Genomic DNA, 19,191 nt, shown 5'->3' with positions numbered 1-19,191 from the left:
GGGGACGGCGCATGGTAAAGCAGCAATCACGCGCGCAGGCACTGCGGTCGCGACATCGGACTCACGGCGTGGTCACCGACGATGCACGGCATCGGCGGCGACACTGCGGGCACGTGTTCGCAGACGAAAGGACCTACCCATGCAAGCTCTGACCTATCACGGCACCCGGGACGTGCGCGTGGAAACCGTTCCCGACCCGGTGCTGGTCGAGACCGACGACATCATCCTGCGTGTCACCGCCACCGCGATCTGCGGCTCGGACCTGCATCTCTACCGCGGCAAGATCCCCGATCTGCACACCGGCGACGTGCTCGGGCACGAGTTCATGGGCGTGGTGGAAGACGTTGGCCCGGACGTGCAGCGGGTGAAGAAGGGCGACCGCGTGGTGATCCCGTTCGTGATCGCCTGCGGCGAGTGCTTCCATTGCCGCCTGACCGAATATGCCGCCTGCGAGACCACCAACCCCGGCAAGGGCGCGGCGCTGAACCAGAAAGGCATCCGCCCGCCGGCGGCGCTGTTCGGCTACAGCCATCTGTACGGCGGCGTGGCCGGTGGCCAGGCGGAGTACGTGCGCGTGCCCAAGGCCAATGTCGGCCCGTTGGTGGTGCCGGACGTGCTGCATGACGAGCAGGTGCTGTTCCTGTCCGACATCCTGCCCACCGGCTATCAGGCCGCGGTCAACGCGGGCGTGCGTCAGGGCAGTACCGTGGCGATCTTCGGCGCCGGCCCGGTCGGGCTGATGACCGCGGCCTGCTGCCGCATGCTCGGCGCCGAGCGGATCTTCATGGTCGATCGCTATGCGTACCGGCTCGACTTCGCCCAGCGCACCTACGGGGTGATTCCGCTGAACTTCGAGGAGATCGACGATCCGGCCGACATCATCGTTGGCCAGACCGACGGGCGTGGCGTGGATGCCAGCATCGACGCGGTGGGCTTCGAGGCCAAGGGCAGCACGGTGGAGACGGTGATGGCCACGCTGAAGCTGGAAGGCAGCAGCGGCACGGCGCTGCGCCAGTGCATCGCCGCCACCCGCCGCGGTGGCACGGTCAGCGTGCCGGGCGTGTATGCCGGCTTCATCCACGGCTTCCTGTTCGGCGACGCCTTCGACAAGGGGCTGAGCTTCAAGATGGGCCAGACCCATGTGCAGCGTTTCATGCCCGAACTGCTGGAGCACATCGGCGAGGGCCGGCTGCGGCCCAACGAGATCATCACCCACCGCCTGAGCCTGGCCGAGGCGGCGCAGGGGTATTCGATCTTCGACAAGAAGGAGCAGGACTGCCGCAAGGTGATCCTGACGCCGTGACCGTGGTGTGGCCGGGTGCCCCATGGCGGGTCACCCGGGCCCGCGCCTGAAGGTGTCGGAACGGGCGTAAAGCATGGTGCGTTGCACCACCTGCGAGGCGGTCCTGCGCGCCTGGGCATGGGCGTTCGGCCTGCCTGGCGCGAGTGGGGGACATAGCGCCAACCGTCCGTCGCGAGCAGGTGAAGATTTCACGCCTCCTTCACCTTGCTCCGATGTAGACGCGCCGCCCCGAGGCTCGGGATAAGTTTTTCCCGCCGTCGCTGTCAGGCGGCCACGCGGGAGTGGCTCGCCCGCTTCTTGTCAAGTGCGTGACAAGCTTTTTGACCACGAATCAATGACTTGGATGTTCTGGTGCGGTGAGGGTGGCATCGGCGGCTTGTCCACAGGGGGTGTGGATGACTTCTGCATAAGGTTGTGGATAAGGCCGATGCCGGCCCGTGACACAACAGTGTCAAGAGGGGTGGCGAAAAATTGACCAGGCGCTTTCTGCCGCCGCGATGGACCGGATCGGCGGCTCGCTTTGCGCGGCGTTTTCGATGCGCTCGGGCCAGCGCCGACGGCGCTCGTTGCCAGGGCTGCGCGCGCAGGCCGCCGCCGCGTCGCCGGCGGGGAGCAATCGACAGGGGGCAGCAGCGGCGCAGCCTCAGCCGGCCACCGGTTCCATCAGTTCGATCCGGTTGCCGAACGGATCGTCGATGTAACGCCGCGTGTAGCCGTCCAGCGGCGCGTCTTCGACCACCCGGTAGCCGCGCTCCATCAACGTCGCCACCAGCTCCTGCAGCCCGTCCACGACAAGCGCGGGGTGCGCCTTGCGGGCGGGGCGGAAATCGGCTTCGACGCCGAGGTGCAGCTTCAGTGCGCCTCGCTCGAACCAGCAACCGCCGCGTGCGGCCAGATGCGGCGGCTTGGGGACTTCGGGGATATCCAGTAGGCCCGCGTAGAAGGCGCGCGCCTGGTCTTCGCGGCCGGGCGGCATCGCCAGTTGCACATGGTCCAGGCGTTCGATGCGCATGGCGCGCAGCGTAGCATCATGGTGCCGGGCGTGGCGCGAGACGGTCCCGACAAAGCAGGCATGCATCAGCGCTGCGCCACGCACGCGAACGGCGCGAGGTGGCGCAGCCCATGGCCAACCTCAGGCCAGCAGGCGCAGCTTCGGCTCGCGGCTCCACTGGCGGGTCTTGGCCGCCGCCAGGAACGCCTTGCTGTCGCTGGCCTCGACCACTCCGGGATCCTTCTGAACGTTGCCGGCCTTCAGCAGCGGCTGCGCGCCGGCATCGGCGGCGATCGCCTTGAGATGGGCGAAGGCGTTGCTGACGAAGTCGATCGCCGCGGCCTCCTTGCTCAGCCGCTTGCCGGCGTCGGCCGCCAGAACCACCGCCACCGCGTCGAACACGAACGAGGGCGTGCCGGCCAACTGGCCGTCGGCGGCCAGGCGCTTGCCGTCGCTTAGCGTGGCTCCACCCAACTTGGGCGCGACGATCTTGACCGTCGCGCCGGCATCGCTGGCCGCCTTGCGCAGTTCGCGCACGGTCTTGGCGTCAGAGCCGTCGTCGATCAGGATGCCGACGGCGCGGCCTTGCAGGGTCGGCTTCATCTTGCCGATGAGCTGCAGCGCCGGCGACAGCGGCAGGTCCTGCGGCGCGACCGCGGCCGGCGGCGCCGGCGGCAGCGCGTCCAGGCCCAGGCCGTCGGCGACGCGCTGCGCCAGCTTGGGATCGACGTGGCGCAGGTGTCCGACCACCGCCTCGCGCACGTGCGCGGTGTCGACCTTGGACAGCTCGAACACCAGCGCCGAGGCCACGTGCGCCTGTTCCGGCTGCGTCTGGCTGCGGTAGAACATCCGCGCCTGGCTGTAGTGGTCGGCGAAGCTCTCGGCACGCACGCGGCCCTTGGCGCCGTCGTCGGGCTGGGTGCGGTGGCTGACGAAGCCGCGCGCGGTCTCGCGCGGGCTGTCGGCCTGCAGCGAGCTGGGTTCGTAGGCGACGCGGCCCTTGGGCACGCCCATCTGCATGTGGCCGTCGCGCTGCATGTTGGCGAACGGGCACTTCGGCGCGTTGATCGGCAACTGGTGGAAGTTGGGCCCGCCCAGGCGGCTGAGCTGGGTGTCCAGGTACGAGAACAGGCGGCCCTGCAGCAGCGGGTCGTTGGAGAAGTCGATGCCGGGCACGATGTTGGCCGGGCAGTACGCCACCTGCTCGGTCTCGGCGAAGAAGTTGTCCGGCCAGCGGTCCAGCACCATGCGCCCGACGATCTGCAGCGGCACCAGTTCCTCCGGGATCAGCTTGGTGGCGTCCAGATGGTCGAACGGGAAGGCGTCGGCCTGTTCCTGGGTGAACAACTGCACGCCCAGTTCCCATTCCGGGAAGTCGCCGCGTTCGATCGCCTCGAACAGGTCGCGGCGGTGGAAGTCCGGGTCGGCGCCGGCCAGCTTCACCGCCTCGTCCCAGATCGTGGACTGCAGGCCGAGCTTGGGCCGCCAGTGGAACTTGACGAACGTGCTGCGGCCCTCGGCGTCGAGCAGGCGGAAGCTGTGGATGCCGAAGCCTTCCATCATGCGCAGCGAGCGCGGGATGGTGCGGTCGCTCATCGCCCACATGATCATGTGCAGCGATTCGGGCATCAGCGAGACGAAGTCCCAGAACGTGTCGTGTGCGCTGGCCGCCTGCGGAAAGCCGCGGTCCGGCTCCATCTTCACCGCGTGGATCAGGTCGGGGAACTTCAGCGCGTCCTGGATGAAGAACACCGGGATGTTGTTGCCCACCAGGTCCCAGTTGCCTTCCTTGGTGTAGAACTTGACCGCGAAGCCGCGCACGTCGCGCGGCGTGTCCACCGAGCCGGCGCCGCCGGCGACGGTGGAGAAGCGGGTGAACACCGTGGTCTTCACTCCGACCTCGGTGAGCAGCGCGGCGGTGGTGTACTTGGCCAGCGACTTGGTCAGTTCGAAGTAGCCGTGTGCGGCGCTGCCGCGTGCGTGCACAATGCGTTCGGGAATGCGCTCGTGGTCGAAGTGGGTGATCTTCTCGCGCAGGATGAAGTCTTCCAGCAACGTCGGCCCGCGCGGCGTGGCGCGCAGCGAGTTCTGGTTGTCGGCGACCGGAATGCCCTGGTTGGTGGTCAGCGGCGGATGCGTGCCGCCGGCCTGCTGGTGCAGTTCGTCGCCATGGCCGCGCTGATCGGCGGGCGCGGCGGTGGACGTGGGGGCGGTGGACGATGCGGAATCGCTGGGCGTGCGCTTGCGGCTGGCCATGGGAGATCGCTCCGGTGCGTGGCGGAAGAAGGCGTCGCGGTGGGGTGCCCGGTGCGTGAGGATGCGGGCGCGGCGGAAGTCCCGATCCTGGGCGGCGCGGCGTGAACGAGCCGTGCAACGCGCCGCATCGCGCGCACTTGTCTACCTCGGTACGCGCACTGCGCACGCATAAAAAACCCAGCCTCGCGCACGAGGCTGGGTCTCGGGTGCAGCGTCGAACGAGAACGCGGCTCAGACCACCGCGTCTTCCTTGTACGCATCCACCGGGATGCACGCGCACATCACGTTCTTGTCGCCGTACACGTTGTCCACGCGCGCCACCGGCGGCCAGTACTTCTGCTGCTTCAGCGTCGGCAGCGGGAACGCGGCCAGCTCGCGCGGGTAGGCGTGGGTCCACTCGCTGGCGGTGACCTGCGCGGCGGTGTGCGGGGCGTGCTTGAGCGGGTTGTCCTCGCGGTCCAGGCGGCCGTCCTCGATCGCGGCGATCTCCTCGCGGATCTGGATCATCGCGTCGATGAAACGGTCCAGCTCGTGCTGCGATTCGCTCTCGGTCGGCTCCACCATCAGCGTGCCGGCGACCGGGAAGCTCAGCGTCGGCGCGTGGAAGCCGAAGTCGATCAGGCGCTTGGCGATGTCCTCGGCGCCGATGCCGCTGGTCTTCTCCAGCGGGCGCACGTCGAGGATGCATTCGTGCGCGACCAGGCCATTGCGGCCGGTGTACAGCGTCTTGTAGTACGGCGCCAGGCGCTTGGCGATGTAGTTGGCGTTGAGCAGCGCGACCTGGGTGGCCTTGCGCAGCCCGCTGTTGCCCATCATGGTGATGTACATCCAGCTGATCGGCAGGATCGAGGCGCTGCCGAAGCTGGCGGCGCTGACCATGCCGACCTCGCCGTCGCCGCCCAGGGTCTTGGGCAGGTACGGCGCCAGATGCGCCTTCACCGCGCAAGGGCCGACGCCGGGGCCGCCGCCGCCGTGCGGGATGCAGAAGGTCTTGTGCAGGTTCAGGTGCGACACGTCCGAGCCCCACTTGCCGGGCTTGGCCAGGCCGACCAGCGCATTCATGTTGGCGCCGTCGGTGTAGACCTGGCCGCCGTGCGCGTGCACCGCTTCGCAGATGGCCACCACGTCTTCCTCGAACACGCCGTGGGTGGACGGGTAGGTGATCATCAGCGCGGCCAGGCGGTCCGAATACTTCTCGGCCTTGGCGCGGATGTCGGCGACGTCGACGTTGCCGTTGCCGTCGCACTTGGTCACCACCACGGTCATGCCGCACATCTGCGCCGAGGCCGGGTTGGTGCCGTGCGCCGATTCGGGGATCAGGCAGATATCGCGATGGCCTTCGCCGCGGGCGCGGTGGTAGGCGCGGATCGCCAGCAGGCCGGCGTACTCGCCCTGCGCGCCGGAGTTGGGCTGCAGGCTGACCGCGTCGTAGCCGGTGCACTCGACCAGCATCGCTTCCAGTTCGTCGATCAGTTGCTTGTAGCCGACGCTCTGCTCGGCCGGGGCCAGCGGATGGATCGCGCCGAACTGCGGCCAGGTCACCGGGATCATCTCGGCGGTGGCGTTGAGCTTCATGGTGCAGCTGCCCAGCGGGATCATGGTGCGATCCATCGCCAGGTCCTTGTCGGCCAGCGCGCGCATGTAGCGCAGCAGTTCGTGCTCGCTGTGGTGGGTGTTGAACACGGGGTGCTGCAGGAACGCGCTGTGCCGCAGCAGTTGCGGCGGCAGCGCATCGGCGGTGGCGGCGTCGAGCGCGTCCACGTCGGCCTGCGCGCCGAACAGCTGCGCCAGCGCGACCACGTCGGCGCGGGTGGCGGTCTCGTCCAGGCTGATGCCCAGCGACGCGCTGTCGATCGCGCGCAGGTTGATGCCGGCCGCACGCGCCTTGGCGTGGATGGCCTCGGCGTCGACGCCGGTGACGTGCAGGGTGTCGAAGAAGCGCTCGCCGACGGCGACGCCGGCGCCGCGCAGCGCCGCGGCGAGGATCGCGGCCAGGCGGTGGGTACGGCGGGCGATGCGCACCAGGCCCTCGGGGCCGTGGTACACCGCGTACATCGAGGCCATCACCGCCAGCAGCACCTGCGCGGTGCAGATGTTGGAGGTGGCCTTCTCGCGGCGGATGTGCTGCTCGCGGGTCTGCAGGGTGAGGCGGTAGGCGGGGTTGCCGGCGGCGTCGATCGACACGCCGATCAGGCGGCCCGGCATCGAACGCTTGTAGGCGTCGCGGCAGGCCATGAACGCGGCGTGCGGGCCGCCGAAGCCGAACGGCACGCCGAAGCGCTGCGAGTTGCCGACGACGATGTCCGCACCCCATTCGCCGGGCGCGGCGATCAGGGTCAGCGCGAGCAGGTCGGTGGCGACCGCGACCAGGCCGCCTTGCGCGTGCACCGCGTCGGCCAGCGCCTGGTGATCACCGATGTGGCCGAAGCTGTCCGGATACTGCAGCAGCACGCCGAAGCACTCGGCCTGCAGCGCTTCCTCCGGCGTGCCCACGCGCAGCACGATGCCCAGCGGCTCGGCGCGGGTGCGCAGCAGTTCCAGGGTCTGCGGGTGCACCGCGTCGTGCACGAAGAAGGTGTCGGACCTGGACTTGGCCGAGCGCTTGGCCAGGGTCATCGCCTCGGCCGCGGCGGTGGCTTCGTCCAGCAGCGAGGCGTTGGCGATTTCCATGCCGGTGAGGTCGGCGCACATGGTCTGGAAGTTGATCAGCGCTTCCATGCGGCCCTGCGAGATCTCCGCCTGGTAAGGGGTGTAGGCGGTGTACCAGGCCGGGTTCTCGAGGATGTTGCGCAGGATCACCTTCGGCGTGTGGGTGCCGTAGTAGCCCTGGCCGATGAAGCTGCGGAACACGGTGTTCTTGTCGGCGATGGCGCGGATCTTGGCCAGCGCCTCCTCCTCGGTGATGGCGTCGGGCAACGCCAGCGCGGCGGGCGACTTGTCCGTGCCTATTTTGATCAGGCCGGGCACGATGGCGTCGGTCATCGCCTCCAGCGAGTCGTGGCCGACGGTGCGCAGCATGTGCGCGATCTCGGCGTCGTTCGGGCCGATGTGGCGCTCGATGAAGGCCGAGTGGTGTTCGAGGTCGCGCAGGGAAGAGGTGTGAGACATGGCAGTCGTCCGGCTGAGGAAGGCACGAGGAGGCAGGGACGCGCGCAAGGCCGTCGTCGGGCCGCAGCGGCGGGCACGATCGACGGGAAGCACGCGTCTTCCCAATGCCCCTCTGTCCTTTTGCCTGAGAGTTTGGAAGCGGCGGCTGGCGCTGCGCTTCGTGCCCCTTCGGCGCCGGGTTTGACCGGTCTCTCCAGAGTCTTGGTGCGGGTGGTATCGGGCCTGAGCGATTACGGGCGTTTGCGCCTTCGGCAGCGGGTCGCCCCGCTTCTCCCACCTTGCTGCGGCGCGATTATAGCGTGGCCGGCGGCGCCCACGGCGGGTCGCCGGCACCCACGCCAGGCTGAATGGGCAAGCCGTGGCGGATGTGCGCCAGCGGCCGCAGCGCGTATCATCGCCGCACCCCCTTTTCTCGCGCCCGTCCCTGCCGGACGGCGTCGTCGCGTGTGCGCCCGGCCTGCGGCCGCCGCGGCGGGCTTTTCAGGACGATGTTCCCCATGACGCTCCCATCCGTGTCCACACGCCGCATGGCCCTGTTGCTGGCCGGGCTGGCGATGTTCGGCCCGTTCTCCATCGACACCATCTTCCCGGCGTTCCCGCAGCTGGCGCAGCGCCTGCATGCCGATCCGGTGGCGATCCAGCAGACGGTGAGCGTGTACCTGCTGGCCTACGCGCTGATGGGCCTGGCGCACGGGCCGCTGTCCGACGCGCTGGGGCGGCGCCGGGTGATCGTGGCCGGGCTGGTCGTGTTCATCCTGGCCTCGGCCGGCTGTGCGCTGTCGCGCGACCTGCCGACCCTGCTGGTGTTCCGCGCGCTGCAGGGCGTCTCGGCCGGCGTCGGCATGATCGTCGGGCGGGCGGTGATCCGCGACCTGTTCCACGGCGACGATGCGCAGCGGCTGATGAGCCAGGTGTCGATGCTGTTCGGCATCGCCCCGGCGATCGCGCCGATCATCGGCGGCTGGATCCTGGGTAGCGGCCGCGGCTGGCCGACGATCTTCTGGTTCCTGGTCGGCTTCTCCTCGTTGCTGCTGGTCGCCACCCTGCGCTGGATGCCGGAGACGCACCCGCCGCAGGCGCGCACGCCGCTGGCGCCGCGCACGTTGCTGCGCGACTACATCGGCATCGCGCTCAATCCGCGCTTCCAGCGCCTGGCCGCGGCCGGCGCGTTCAATTTCGGCGGGGTGTTCCTGTACATCGCCTCGGCGCCGGTGTTCATGATCGACCTGCTGGGCAAGACCGAGCGCGACTTCGCCTGGCTGTTCCTGCCCACCATCGGCGGCATGACCCTGGGCGCGTTCCTGTCCGGGCGCATGGCCGGGCGGCTGGGGCCGATGCGCCAGGTGCGCGTCGGTTTCGTCTGCTGCGGTCTGTCGATGGCCGGCAACATCGCCTACACCGCGCTGGCGCCGGCCATCGCGCTGCCGTGGGCGGTGCTGCCGATCTTCTTCGCCGGCCTGGGCACCGCGCTGATCTTCCCGATCCTGGCGCTGGCGGTGCTGGACATGTACCCGCGCCAGCGCGGGCTGGCCTCGTCGCTGCAGGCCTTCACCCAGTTGATGGTCACCGTGCTGGTGGCCGGGGTGCTGTCGCCGCTGCTTAGCGGCCATGCGCTGCACCTGGCGCTGGGTTCGGGCGCGTTCTTCCTGCTCGGCTGGGGCTTCTGGCGCTGGGAGCGGCGCAGCGGCAAGCGCCTGCCGCGGCCGGATGCGCAGGTGCCGCGGCTCGAACCGGCGGACCCGCTGTGAGCGGCGTCGCGGTTGGGCTATCGTCGTCGGGTCATCGTTGAGGAAACCGCATGTCCATCCAGTCCAAGCAGCGCCGCGATCTGCGCAAGAAGCTGGCCGAGCGCCTGCGCCACCGTGCCGAGGACGCCGCGCCGGTCGCGCCCATCGAGCCGCATGCGGAACTGCGCGACCAGCAGCGCACGCTGCTGGCCGGCATCGTGCGCCGCGACGGCGAGTGGGTGCTGGGCATGGACGGGCGCATCGCCGGCCAGAGCGAGAGCGCCGCGCAGGTGCTGTCGCTGATCATGCAGGCGGCGGAACTGCACGAACGCGCCGGCACGCCGGTGCGGCTGATGTACTCGGACGCGCTGAAGGACGCCGCGCAGGCCGATGCGCAGGCGCAGGGCCTGAGCTTCGAGGAGTTCAAGACGCGCCACGCCCAGGTCATGCGTCGCGACGACGGCGCGGCGGCTCCGGCCTGAGGCCATGGGCCAGAGCGCGGGCCAGGCTGCGCAGGAGGCCGTGTCGCTGGCGCGGGTACGGCGCCGCGACGGCATCGCGCTGATCCAGGCGCACCGCGCCAGCGTCGCCCTGCATCACCCGTGGACCTATCCGTTCACCGACGTGCCCGGTTTCGAGGCCTGGTACGCGCAGACCCTGGACGGCAGCAACATCGCGTTGCTGGCGCGCGAGCGCGGCAGCGGCGCGCTCGCCGGCCTGTTCACCTTCAGCCAGGTGGTCGGCGGCTGCTTCCAGAGCGCCTACCTCGGCTACCACGCCATGGCCGGCTGCGAAGGCCGCGGACTGATGACGCATGCGCTGCGCCTGTGCGTGGCTTACGCCTTCGCCGAACTGGGCCTGCACCGGGTGGAAGCCAACATCCAGCCGGACAACACCCGCTCGCTGGCGCTGGCGCAGCGCGCCGGCTTCCGCCGCGAAGGCTATTCGCCACGCTACCTGCGCATCGGCGGGGTCTGGCGCGACCACGAGCGCTGGGCGCGGCTGGCGGACGACTGAGCTGGCGCACCGCGGTCGGCCTGGGCGGGCCGGCGTGGACCTGGCTGCGCAAAACGGACGGTGGCAGCGTCGCTGGCTGGCTCGGGACATGCCGCGACGAAATGTCGGAGTTTTCCTACCCCGATCGGTGAAACCATTGGCGTGCCTGGCTTCGCTGAATGTGCTTCCCTACGGGGCCGCATGGAGCGGTGGAAATGGAATGCACATCATGCAAGAGTCCGCCGCACCCTGCCTCATCCGCTCATAAAGGACTATGGCCGCAGCAGGTTCCCCAATCCGACCACCCAGTGGCTCCGCTGCTGCCGCCGACGGCTGTCCGTCGGCCTCTGCCGCCCACGCACAGCAGCTGGAAACCGTCGCTGCGCCCTGTATCGCACGAGACCTGCCGAGATCGCCCATGACCCACTCCTCGACCCGTCGCCCCCGCTTGTCGCGCCTGTTCGCAGGTGTCGCACTCGCCGCCTTCCTGGCTGCCGGCCCCGCCAATGCCACCTGGATCGTCAACGACCCGATGTCGATGGCCAAGGCGTTGCAGGAATACGCCGAGCAGGCCAAACGCTGGGGCGAGACGATCAAGCAGTACCAGATGCAGTTGGAGCACTACCAGCAGCAGCTCATCAAGCTCCAGCGGCTGCAGTTCGGCGACTCCACCATGGCCGACAACTTTCCCGAGCGTCCCCAGGACTACGGGCTGGAGGATAGCTGCCCCGGCGCGAGCCAGAGCGGCATCGCCGGATTGATGAACCAGTTCAAGGCGCTGGCGCCGGACATGAACGGCAGCGCGGTCGACGAGCAGATGAAGGTCTGCGCGCGCATCGTGATGGCCAAGAACGCCCAGTACAACGAGACGGTGCGCATGCTCAAGCGCCTGATCCAGCGCAACGAGCAGTTCAAGCAGGTGCAGTCGCAGCGCGACGGCATCGGGACCAGCCAGGGCGCGCTGGCCGCCAACGACAACGAGGTGCGGCGCTTCGTGGCGCAGAACGCCATGGACCTGGATTACTGGCAGGCGCAGATGAAGGCCTACGACACCTACATCGTGGCGCTCAAGGACGACCAGTCGCGATTGGCGCGGCGGGCGCTGGATGGCAACAAGAACAACATCCTGGGGCAGGTGATCCAGGCGGGTGTGCTCGCTGGGGCGCTGTCCAAGTGATGGCACAGGCAACTCCAACACAGCACGCGACATCGGGTAGGCACGCAGCATGAACGGATTCTTCGACACCGCCACGCACTGGATGCAGCCGTTGGCGGACGCCAATCTGGGCGACTTCCTGTTCTTCCGGTTGGTGAACAACTACTTCACCAACGAGATCGCCGAGTTCGGCCTTGAACTGATGCGCCGCGCGATGCATTGGGTGAGCGTGATCGCATTGACGGCGACCACGTTCTGGATCCTGATCCAGGGCTACCGCATCGTCACCGGGCAGTCGCGCGAATCGGCGATGGCGACGATGGTCAAGGCGGCCAAGGTGGCGGTGATCCTGATGATCGCGTCGACCCTGGGTGCGAACGGCGCGGCGTTGCACAAGGCGATGACCGACAACCTGGACATGGAGATCCACGGGTTGTTCACCGGAGACGACACCAGCAGCGCGGCCGACTCGATCGACGACAACCTGAAGTACACCCAGCTGGCCCTGTCCGCGCTCGACGCGGTGCGTGTGGACGCCAACGATCCCGAATCGATCGAGAAGAAGGGGCGCTCGATGCTGCTGGCCAGTTTCGGCACGGCCAGCCCGCCCATGGCGGCGGGCGCGATGTTGCTGCTGTTCAAGTTCACCATGGCATTCCTGGTGGGCATCGGCCCGATCTTCATCTTCTTCCTGATGTTCGACCAGACCAAGGACCTGTTCCGGAAGTGGCTGTTCTACGTGATCGGCACCCTGTTCTCGATGTCGATGCTGTCGGTGGTGTCGGCGATGGTCTTGAAGTTCACGGCCAAGGTGGCGGCGGCGTACTGGGCGATGAAGTTCATTCCATTGGCCAACGCCGAAGGCCTGTCGTCCCAGGCATTGCAGCAGGGCGGGATCGGGTTGCTGATGACGGTGCTGATCGTCACGGTGCCCACGATCGCGGCGGCGGTCTGGCAAGGCAACATGGGTACGTTCATGACCTACACGGCCTTCGGCCCCGCGACTGCGTCTTCGCCGGGGCCGCAGGGGCAGCCGCCGGGGTCATATGTGCCACGGGAGCTGCCAAATGACAGATCGTTACCAGCCGGAGCGCTGAATACAGGGGCGGCAAGGGTGACTAGCAGCCAAAATGGGGCTCCTGACTTGAGCCAGCCGACAGGTTCACGTGGGCTCGCTGGATCAAGAGATAGCGGTATAAGCTGAAGAAGAGAGGTCTACAATGAAAGTGGATTTTATTAGGTGGGCCGGAGTTTTGCTGATGGCATTTTCTCTTGATGTCAGTGCAGAGGGGGGCTGTCCCGTGGGACAGTATCCTGTCGGGGGGCAAGGCGCAGTTGGATGTGCTCCGATTCCTCAAGCTCAGCCCACAGAGCAACAGGCTCCGAGACCCCTTGGTAGGTGGATCAGGACCTGGGGAGCGATAGCGATGGGTTCGGTGGGGCTTGAGCGAAACTACGGCGTGTCTACAGGCAAGCTATCGAAATCAGAAGCCGAAGAAGATGCTATGGCCCGCTGTGCCAAGCATGGCGAGAAAGACTGTCAGATCGGGCTGGCGTACTTCAATCAGTGCGCGGCAATCGGAGAGCCGCAGATTGCCGGAAAACCAAATCTAATGGGAACGGTGAATTTTAATGGGGCCGAGTCGATAGAGAAGGCTGTGGCACTTGCGCAAGCGGCGTGCGAGAAAAGTAATCCCGATAATCGATGCAAGGTTATCTATAAAGCTTGTACAAAGCAAATTTTCGAGAAATTTTGATTGCGCTATTGCCATGCATAGAAATGGTGGCCGTCTGGGTCGGACTTGGAATCATGGCCTGGGAGGCTTCTTGATTTAAATTCGATGTAAAAATGCCTGGGGCGCGAATTTTATTATTTTTGCATTGCTGTGCGTTTCTGCCTTTGTGACTGCTGAAGGAAATTGTCCTTCCGGGCAATACTACTACCGGTGGCCAGGTCGCGCAGAAGGGTGGTCAGCCAGGGTCTTCCGATAGGCTGATGTGAAAGAGAGACCAATGCAGTTCAAATTCCTACTGCTGTGCGTTTTGATGGCTGCCGCCCATTTCACCCATGCGGAAGGCGGATGTCCCCCCGGCCAGTATCCAATCGGAGGCCAGGGCGTTGCCGGTTGCGCTCCGATACCACAGAGCCAAGCGGCCCCGCAGGAGGCTCCCCGGCCGACCGGCTATTGGGTCAAGACCTGGGGGGCCATTGCCATGGGGCCTGGTGATGGCTGGAACAGCTTTGGGGTGACGACAGGCAAGGCATCGAAATCCGAAGCGGAGGCTGACGCGCTGAAGCGCTGCGTTTCCAATGGAGTCAAGGACTGCCGAATTGGCCTTTCTTACCGGAACCAGTGCGCCGCCGTCGCGGAGCCACAAATTGGCGGGAAGTCGTATCTCGACGGCCTGACTAACTTCGTCGCGGCTGGCAGCGAGGAAGCAGCCGGCGATGTCGCTGTGCAGCGTTGCGAGCAAGACAATCGCGCGGTCACCGGCATGCAATGCAAGGTCATCTATACCGCATGTTCCAAGGCGGTTTTCAAGCGCTATTGATGCCTGGCCTCAAGCGGGTCTGGAAGATTGGTAACCCATCAAGGAGAAAGGGTAGTGAAGAAGCGTGGATTGTTTCCCTTGGCGCTGCTGTCAGTGATGGCGTTGCCCTCGTCGGCGCAGACCGACGGCTACTACGAGTTCATTCCGTACTACGACAACGATCCCTTCCTCTTCTGCACGATCGGTGTGCCCAGCGACTGCTGGGCGCCGATCAATCCCGCCACCGGCGCCTTCACCGTCACCAATCCGTACTGCTACAACGCGTACTCGTCCGCGATGTATGCGCGTGTCTGCCCCCATGCATTCACGAGCGGCAAGATGGGGTCAGCGGCGGCGACGCCACGCTCTTCCGTGGTGCGGGACAGCGCTGCCGTTCCCTGACTTGGTCGATGCAGGAGCCGTGACATGTCCCATATGCTGTGGTCGAAGGAGTGGCAGATTTGCGTGCGGCGCACGTGTGCGCTGCTGACCACGTCGCTGCTGGCACTGCTGCTCACCGCCGGGATGGCCGCGCTGGCCTACCGTCATGCGGGTGGCACGGCACTGCTGATGGCCCAGACACTGGCGGTATTGGGTGCTCTGCTGCAACTGGGCATGGTGGGCATGCTGGCGCTGCTGGTCGTGCGCGCGTCGCGCGCCTGGTGGCGTCTGCGCTCCGGTGGCAAGCGGACGGTGCAGTCCAGGCAGTTGTGCCATGCCATCCTGCAGGTGGCCGCGATGACCTTGCTGATGTGGTTGTCTGCCCTGGCGGCTGTCGCGCTCCCCGGTTCCCTGCCGCTCTTCATCCAGGTGCCGGAACTGGGCCTGTCGCTGCCGATCTTGATCGCCTTGCTGCTCATGCAGCGCCTGCACGTGCGCCATGGCTGCCGCCGGCTCACCGACGCCCTTGCCGCCGCCGAGCATGCCGCGCGGCGCACCCTCGTGGCCTGAGGCCCTTTCCGTGAACGCCAAGATCCTTTGCGCTTTTTCCCTTCTGCTTTTGTTGACAGGGTGCAACCCGATGAACACTGCCTCGGAAAATGCTGCCAGTCCTCATGTCGACGCCCATGGTGACCCGGTGTACCGCAAGAATCCGCATCCGACGCAGGCGTATCGGATCACGATGACGATCGAGGGGGCGCCGGGACCGTTCGGATACGTGTCAGGTACGGCTTTCTACGACATGATCAATCATGAGCAATGCACGCCTATCGAACCAATCGAGGGGGTGTGGAGCAAGTCTGGCGAAAGTGGCATACCGATCGACTTCAAGAAAGTCGATGAAAGTACGTACGTCGGAACGGTCTACGCGGATGGCATGGTCGATGAAAACTATTACGGCAAAGGAGTATGCAGGTTCGCGCTGAGTGGTGTGGGCGTGACGCTGAGAGCGACTGGCAACCGGGTCGAAACCCGCTTTCAACCTGCGCTTTTCAAGGGCGAGGTCGAGAAGGCTGCTTCTATCGCGACGTACTTCTGGAAAGGCGGCTATCCACGCGACCAGATGGAAAATTACCCGGATTCGGGTCATCGCGATCCAGAGAAGTTCAAGCAGGAATTGCAGCGCGCATTGTTCAAGATCACGTTGTCTTCCACTAAGGAAGCGCCATGAATCTGACAAGTCAACAGTACGCTTCTCTCGCGGATGACGTGTATAGAACGCCGCGCGAGACAGGAGAGGACAGCAAGCCGGTCGTTATCGGTGGGGTGGCTTACAAGCGACTTGAGTACGTGGATCGCCCGTCCGGCTACCAAGGCATGCTCTACCAACGGCTGGATACGGGTGACTTGGTCGTTGCGCACCGCGGGACGGAATTCGATCGGCAACCGCTGCTTGACGGGCTCGGAGCTGATGGCGGGATGGTGGCAACTCGCCACAACGCGCAGGTGGCTGATGCGGTCCAGTTCACCAAGCACGCGCTGGAACTGGCTGAAAGCCAGGCGCAGCGAGATGGGCATAAGCCGGCCGTCACGGTCACCGGCCACTCCCTGGGCGGCGATCTCGCGCAGGTCACGGCCCACCACTTCGACCTGAAGGGCAAAACCTTCAACGCCTACGGCGCGGTCAGCCTGGATCGACGCATCCCCGAAGGCGGCACCGACGTCGTCAACCACGTCATGGCCGGCGACCCGGTCAGCGCCGCCAGTCGGCACTACGGCCGGGTCCGCATCTACGCCACGCCCGAGGAAGTCGCCACGCTGCAGCGCACCGGTTACGACAACAGCAGGGGCGGCTGGGAGGCGCGCAATCCCTTCAGCGCGGTCGGCGGGTTGATCGTCGAGTCGCACCGCATGCACAACTTCCTGCCGGTGGACGGCAACGGGCGGCCCGACCGGTCCGTGCTGGAAGATCCGGCGGCGCAGCAGCGCGCCGCGCAGTACGCGCCGATGATCGGCAGGTATCGCGAGGATGTCGAATCCATGCGCATCGGCACCACGCTTCTGACGCGCGGCGTGCGCGGGCTGGCCGGTGACGCCGTCGACGAACTGCGCGGGCCGTTGCCGCCGGGCGAAGGCCGGCAGGGCATCGGTGCGCCGGAATGGTCGGAGCACATGCGGCGGCTGCATCTGCCGAAGCAGGAAGCCCACGCGCCGCAGGGTTGGCACGTGCCGCTGAAGGTGCCGGAGCAGGAGGCGGCAGTGCGGGACGGAGACACGCTGTTTCGTGCCATCAAGGAGCGATTCCCGGCCGCCACGCCGGATGCGACGCTGAGGCATGCCGCGGCACAGGCACAGCACGACGGCATGACGCGGCCCGAGCAGATCAAACACGTCATGGTCGATGGCGGCAACGCCTGGATCGAAGGGTATACGCCGGGGTTCCGGGTGAAGGTCGATCTCTCTGCGGTGCCATCGCGACCCGAAGAGGCGATCGCATCACCCGCCAAGGACGGGGCGGCGCTCGCTTTGCCGCAGGCCGACAGCGAGGCGCAGCACGTGTCTGCACGGACGCGATGAGCACTTCAGGCATGTCGCGGCTTCTTTCCTCGCCTGACTGATCCGCACGCCGCGTATCTCCTCTGCGCGCTGACCTCCACTGTCTGTGTCCTGACGACTGCGCTTCGGCGTTGCGGCCGCCGCACCGCCTCAGCCTTGCTTCTGCGCCGGCACTGCAGTGGGTTGCGTTGCCGCAGATGCCTCCCATCCGCACATCCGCCCCTGGTTCTGTTGCTTGAGCCACTCCTGCATCGGCGCGAAGTATTCCAGCAGCGGGCCGGCGTCGATGCGCTCGCTGCCGGTCAGTTCCTTGAGCGTGGCCTGCCATGGCTGGCTGGCGCCGCGCTGCAGCATCGACCAGAACTTCTGCCCGGCTTCCTTGTTGCCGTAGAAGGTGCACTCGTACAGCGGGCCCTTGTAGCCGGCGGCGTCGCACAGGCTCTTGTAGAACTGGAACTGCAGGATGTGCGAGAGGAAGTAGCGGGTGTAGGGGGTGTTGGCCGGCACGTGGTACTTGGCGCCGGGGTCGAAGAAGTCCTCGCCGCGCGGTGTCGCCGGCGCCACGCCCTGGTACCTGGCCTTCAGCTCCCACCAGGCCTGGTTGTAGCGGTCCGGGGCGATCGAGCCGTCGAACACGCCCCAGCGCCAGCGGTCGATCATCAGCCCGAACGGCAGGAACGCGACCTTGCTCAAGGCCATGCGCATCTGCGCGTTGATCAGCGCCTCGCGGCCGACCTGCGGTGCGTCGACCAGGCCGATCGAATGCAGGTACTGCGGGGTCATCGCCAGCACCACGGTGTCGCCGATGGCTTCGTGGAAGCCGTCGTTGGCGCCGCCCTGGAACAGCGGCGGCAGCGGGTTGTAGGCCAGGTCGTAATAGACGTGGCCGAGTTCGTGGTAGATGGTGGTGAAGTCTTCTTCGTTCGGCTTGACGCACATCTTGGTGCGCACGTCGCCGGCCATGTCCATGTCCCAGGCGCTGGCGTGGCAGACCACGTCGCGGTCCAGCGGCTTGATGAACTGGCTGCGCGTCCAGTACGTGTCCGGCAGCTTGGGCATGGCCAGCGAGGTATAGAAGTCCTGCGCGCGCTCGGTCATCTGCCGCGCGCTGAGCAACTGCGCCTCGCGCTGGGCCATGAACCGCGCGTCCACCGAGGTGTCGCCGTTGCGCCGTGCCAGTGCCGCGCTCAGGTTGCCCTGGTACTGCCGCTCCAGCGCGTCGGTGATGTCCAGGCTGCCGGCGCCCGGGTAGGGCTGCAGCAGGTCCCACAGGTTGCTCCAGTCCTGCTGCCACATGTTGCCGAGCAGATGCGCCGGCAGCAGGCCGCCGGCGAGCTCGCCCTTGTCCTTGCCGTATTCGGCGTCGAGCTTGCCGCGCGCGTAGCAGTGCAGTTGTTCGTACAGCGGCTTGACCTGGATCCACAGCCGGTCGGTCTCGGCGGCGAGCTGTGCCGGCGGCATGTCGTAGCCGCTGCGCCACAGTGCGCCGGTGTCGGCGTAGCCCATGTCGCGCGCGCCTTCGTTGACCAGTTCGACGAAGCGCTGGTAATCCTTGCGCATCGGTTGCACGGCGGCGTGCCAGCCCTGCCAGGCATCCAGTTGCTGGTCGTAGTCGCGACTGCGGCGCAGCACGTCCTCCAGTTCGCCCAACTGCCGGCAACGGCGCGCGTCGCCCTCGCCGGTGCAGTAGGACGCGGCACCGTAGGCGCCTTCCATCTTCGTCGCCAGCCCGGCCAGTTCGCCCAGCCGCGCCGGATCGCGTGGCGCCGGCATCGCGGTCATCTGCTGCAGCAGGCGCAGTGCGCGGGCGCTGTCGGCCGACATCGGCTTGCCGTCGTAGCGCCGGGCCTGCGCGATCCAGCCGTTGAGCGTGGTCAGCCAGCGCGCGTTGGCCCTGGCCGCCAGTCGCTCGCTGTCGCCGTTGATGTAGGTCGCCGACAGCCACTGCGCCGCAGTCAGTTCCGGCAGCAGCGCGCGGTACTCCTCGTTGATGCGGGCGACGAACTGGTCGGCGCTCTCGCCCTGGGGCTGGGCCGCGGCGGGGGCGGCGGTCTCGGCCGCGGGTTCCTTGCGGCAGGCGGACAGCGTCAGCAGGCTCGCGCCGAGGCACAGCGCGAGCAGCGGAGAGCGATGGGTCACGGCGAATCCTTGCAGGGCGATTGCCCGGAAGGCTAGTGGCCCGCCC

16 protein-coding genes and 1 riboswitch are annotated in these 19,191 nt (G+C 66.9%); of the genes, 12 read left to right on the top strand and 4 right to left on the bottom strand.

Going from position 1 to position 19,191, the window contains the following annotated elements; all coding sequences use genetic code 11:
- Positions 1 to 139 precede the first annotated feature (139 nt).
- Positions 140 to 1,303 (top strand): zinc-dependent alcohol dehydrogenase, encoded by a 1,164-nt coding sequence (locus ACHWVH_RS01385; protein ID WP_267101207.1) that lies wholly within the window; start codon positions 140 to 142, stop codon positions 1,301 to 1,303.
- A gap of 643 nt (positions 1,304 to 1,946) precedes the next feature.
- Here the strand turns inward: ACHWVH_RS01385 and ACHWVH_RS01380 are convergent.
- The 3 genes from ACHWVH_RS01380 to gcvP all read right to left on the bottom strand — a co-directional run bounded on the left by ACHWVH_RS01380 (position 1,947) and on the right by gcvP (position 7,658).
- The gene (locus ACHWVH_RS01380) at positions 1,947 to 2,315 is read right to left on the bottom strand and encodes a VOC family protein (RefSeq protein ID WP_394686508.1); all 369 of its coding nucleotides are present in this window, start codon (positions 2,313 to 2,315) and stop codon (positions 1,947 to 1,949) included.
- A 120-nt stretch (positions 2,316 to 2,435) separates the two neighbouring features.
- Complete coding sequence (locus ACHWVH_RS01375; RefSeq protein ID WP_394686507.1) at positions 2,436 to 4,550, bottom strand: catalase; 2,115 nt, start codon at positions 4,548 to 4,550, stop codon at positions 2,436 to 2,438.
- A gap of 231 nt (positions 4,551 to 4,781) precedes the next feature.
- Positions 4,782 to 7,658, bottom strand: a complete 2,877-nt coding sequence (gcvP, locus tag ACHWVH_RS01370; protein ID WP_394686506.1) for an aminomethyl-transferring glycine dehydrogenase — start codon at positions 7,656 to 7,658, stop codon at positions 4,782 to 4,784.
- Between the two features lie 102 nt (positions 7,659 to 7,760).
- A riboswitch (glycine riboswitch) is annotated at positions 7,761 to 7,865 on the bottom strand.
- 290 nt (positions 7,866 to 8,155) lie between these two features.
- Between gcvP and ACHWVH_RS01365 the strand changes: the two genes are divergently transcribed.
- The 11 genes from ACHWVH_RS01365 to ACHWVH_RS01315 all read left to right on the top strand — a co-directional run bounded on the left by ACHWVH_RS01365 (position 8,156) and on the right by ACHWVH_RS01315 (position 17,027).
- Complete coding sequence (locus tag ACHWVH_RS01365) at positions 8,156 to 9,406, top strand: multidrug effflux MFS transporter (RefSeq protein ID WP_394686505.1); 1,251 nt, start codon at positions 8,156 to 8,158, stop codon at positions 9,404 to 9,406.
- A 50-nt stretch (positions 9,407 to 9,456) separates the two neighbouring features.
- Positions 9,457 to 9,867: a hypothetical protein gene (locus ACHWVH_RS01360; RefSeq protein ID WP_394686504.1), complete on the top strand. Its 411-nt coding sequence runs from the start codon at positions 9,457 to 9,459 to the stop codon at positions 9,865 to 9,867.
- A gap of 4 nt (positions 9,868 to 9,871) precedes the next feature.
- Complete coding sequence (locus ACHWVH_RS01355) at positions 9,872 to 10,402, top strand: GNAT family N-acetyltransferase (RefSeq protein ID WP_017910137.1); 531 nt, start codon at positions 9,872 to 9,874, stop codon at positions 10,400 to 10,402.
- 517 nt (positions 10,403 to 10,919) lie between these two features.
- Positions 10,920 to 11,558, top strand: a complete 639-nt coding sequence (locus ACHWVH_RS01350; RefSeq protein ID WP_150411133.1) for a hypothetical protein — start codon at positions 10,920 to 10,922, stop codon at positions 11,556 to 11,558.
- Between the two features lie 49 nt (positions 11,559 to 11,607).
- Positions 11,608 to 12,741, top strand: coding sequence for a type IV secretion system protein (locus ACHWVH_RS01345; RefSeq protein ID WP_152243682.1), 1,134 nt, complete (start codon positions 11,608 to 11,610; stop codon positions 12,739 to 12,741).
- 16 nt (positions 12,742 to 12,757) lie between these two features.
- Positions 12,758 to 13,294: a DUF4189 domain-containing protein gene (locus ACHWVH_RS01340; RefSeq protein WP_152243684.1), complete on the top strand. Its 537-nt coding sequence runs from the start codon at positions 12,758 to 12,760 to the stop codon at positions 13,292 to 13,294.
- A gap of 256 nt (positions 13,295 to 13,550) precedes the next feature.
- The gene (locus ACHWVH_RS01335) at positions 13,551 to 14,090 is read left to right on the top strand and encodes a DUF4189 domain-containing protein (RefSeq protein ID WP_394686503.1); all 540 of its coding nucleotides are present in this window, start codon (positions 13,551 to 13,553) and stop codon (positions 14,088 to 14,090) included.
- A 54-nt stretch (positions 14,091 to 14,144) separates the two neighbouring features.
- Positions 14,145 to 14,471: a hypothetical protein gene (locus tag ACHWVH_RS01330; protein ID WP_150411123.1), complete on the top strand. Its 327-nt coding sequence runs from the start codon at positions 14,145 to 14,147 to the stop codon at positions 14,469 to 14,471.
- A gap of 24 nt (positions 14,472 to 14,495) precedes the next feature.
- Entirely contained in the window at positions 14,496 to 15,020 is a 525-nt protein-coding gene (locus ACHWVH_RS01325) for a hypothetical protein (protein WP_394686502.1), read from the top strand.
- Between the two features lie 70 nt (positions 15,021 to 15,090).
- Positions 15,091 to 15,681 carry a hypothetical protein gene (locus ACHWVH_RS01320; protein WP_394686531.1) on the top strand — a complete coding sequence of 197 codons (591 nt, stop codon included), beginning with the start codon at positions 15,091 to 15,093 and terminating at the stop codon, positions 15,679 to 15,681.
- Positions 15,678 to 17,027, top strand: a complete 1,350-nt coding sequence (locus tag ACHWVH_RS01315) for a hypothetical protein (RefSeq protein WP_394686501.1) — start codon at positions 15,678 to 15,680, stop codon at positions 17,025 to 17,027. The genes ACHWVH_RS01320 and ACHWVH_RS01315 overlap by 4 nt, the downstream gene beginning before the upstream one ends.
- A gap of 129 nt (positions 17,028 to 17,156) precedes the next feature.
- Here ACHWVH_RS01315 and ACHWVH_RS01310 read toward each other — a convergent pair whose 3' ends face one another.
- On the bottom strand, positions 17,157 to 19,145 hold the full coding sequence (locus ACHWVH_RS01310) for a M2 family metallopeptidase (RefSeq protein WP_394686500.1): 1,989 nt from the start codon (positions 19,143 to 19,145) through the stop codon (positions 17,157 to 17,159).
- Positions 19,146 to 19,191: the final 46 nt, after the last annotated feature.

This window comes from uncultured Xanthomonas sp. (genome assembly GCF_964278005.1).
Taxonomy (GTDB): Bacteria; Pseudomonadota; Gammaproteobacteria; order Xanthomonadales; family Xanthomonadaceae; genus Xanthomonas_A; species Xanthomonas_A sontii.
This window is presented reverse-complemented; position numbering and strand designations above follow the sequence as displayed.

Excerpts from the sequence above, each read along its gene's own strand:
- ACHWVH_RS01385 (WP_267101207.1), top strand. The coding sequence starts at position 140 with ATGCAAGCTCTGACCTATCACGGCACCCGGGACGTGCGCGTGGAAACC.
- ACHWVH_RS01380 (WP_394686508.1), bottom strand. The coding sequence starts at position 2,315 with ATGCGCATCGAACGCCTGGACCATGTGCAACTGGCGATGCCGCCCGGC.
- ACHWVH_RS01375 (WP_394686507.1), bottom strand. The coding sequence starts at position 4,550 with ATGGCCAGCCGCAAGCGCACGCCCAGCGATTCCGCATCGTCCACCGCC.
- gcvP (WP_394686506.1), bottom strand. The coding sequence starts at position 7,658 with ATGTCTCACACCTCTTCCCTGCGCGACCTCGAACACCACTCGGCCTTC.
- ACHWVH_RS01365 (WP_394686505.1), top strand. The coding sequence starts at position 8,156 with ATGACGCTCCCATCCGTGTCCACACGCCGCATGGCCCTGTTGCTGGCC.
- ACHWVH_RS01360 (WP_394686504.1), top strand. The coding sequence starts at position 9,457 with ATGTCCATCCAGTCCAAGCAGCGCCGCGATCTGCGCAAGAAGCTGGCC.
- ACHWVH_RS01355 (WP_017910137.1), top strand. The coding sequence starts at position 9,872 with ATGGGCCAGAGCGCGGGCCAGGCTGCGCAGGAGGCCGTGTCGCTGGCG.
- ACHWVH_RS01350 (WP_150411133.1), top strand. The coding sequence starts at position 10,920 with ATGGCCAAGGCGTTGCAGGAATACGCCGAGCAGGCCAAACGCTGGGGC.
- ACHWVH_RS01345 (WP_152243682.1), top strand. The coding sequence starts at position 11,608 with ATGAACGGATTCTTCGACACCGCCACGCACTGGATGCAGCCGTTGGCG.
- ACHWVH_RS01340 (WP_152243684.1), top strand. The coding sequence starts at position 12,758 with ATGAAAGTGGATTTTATTAGGTGGGCCGGAGTTTTGCTGATGGCATTT.
- ACHWVH_RS01335 (WP_394686503.1), top strand. The coding sequence starts at position 13,551 with ATGCAGTTCAAATTCCTACTGCTGTGCGTTTTGATGGCTGCCGCCCAT.
- ACHWVH_RS01325 (WP_394686502.1), top strand. The coding sequence starts at position 14,496 with ATGTCCCATATGCTGTGGTCGAAGGAGTGGCAGATTTGCGTGCGGCGC.
- ACHWVH_RS01320 (WP_394686531.1), top strand. The coding sequence starts at position 15,091 with ATGAACACTGCCTCGGAAAATGCTGCCAGTCCTCATGTCGACGCCCAT.
- ACHWVH_RS01315 (WP_394686501.1), top strand. The coding sequence starts at position 15,678 with ATGAATCTGACAAGTCAACAGTACGCTTCTCTCGCGGATGACGTGTAT.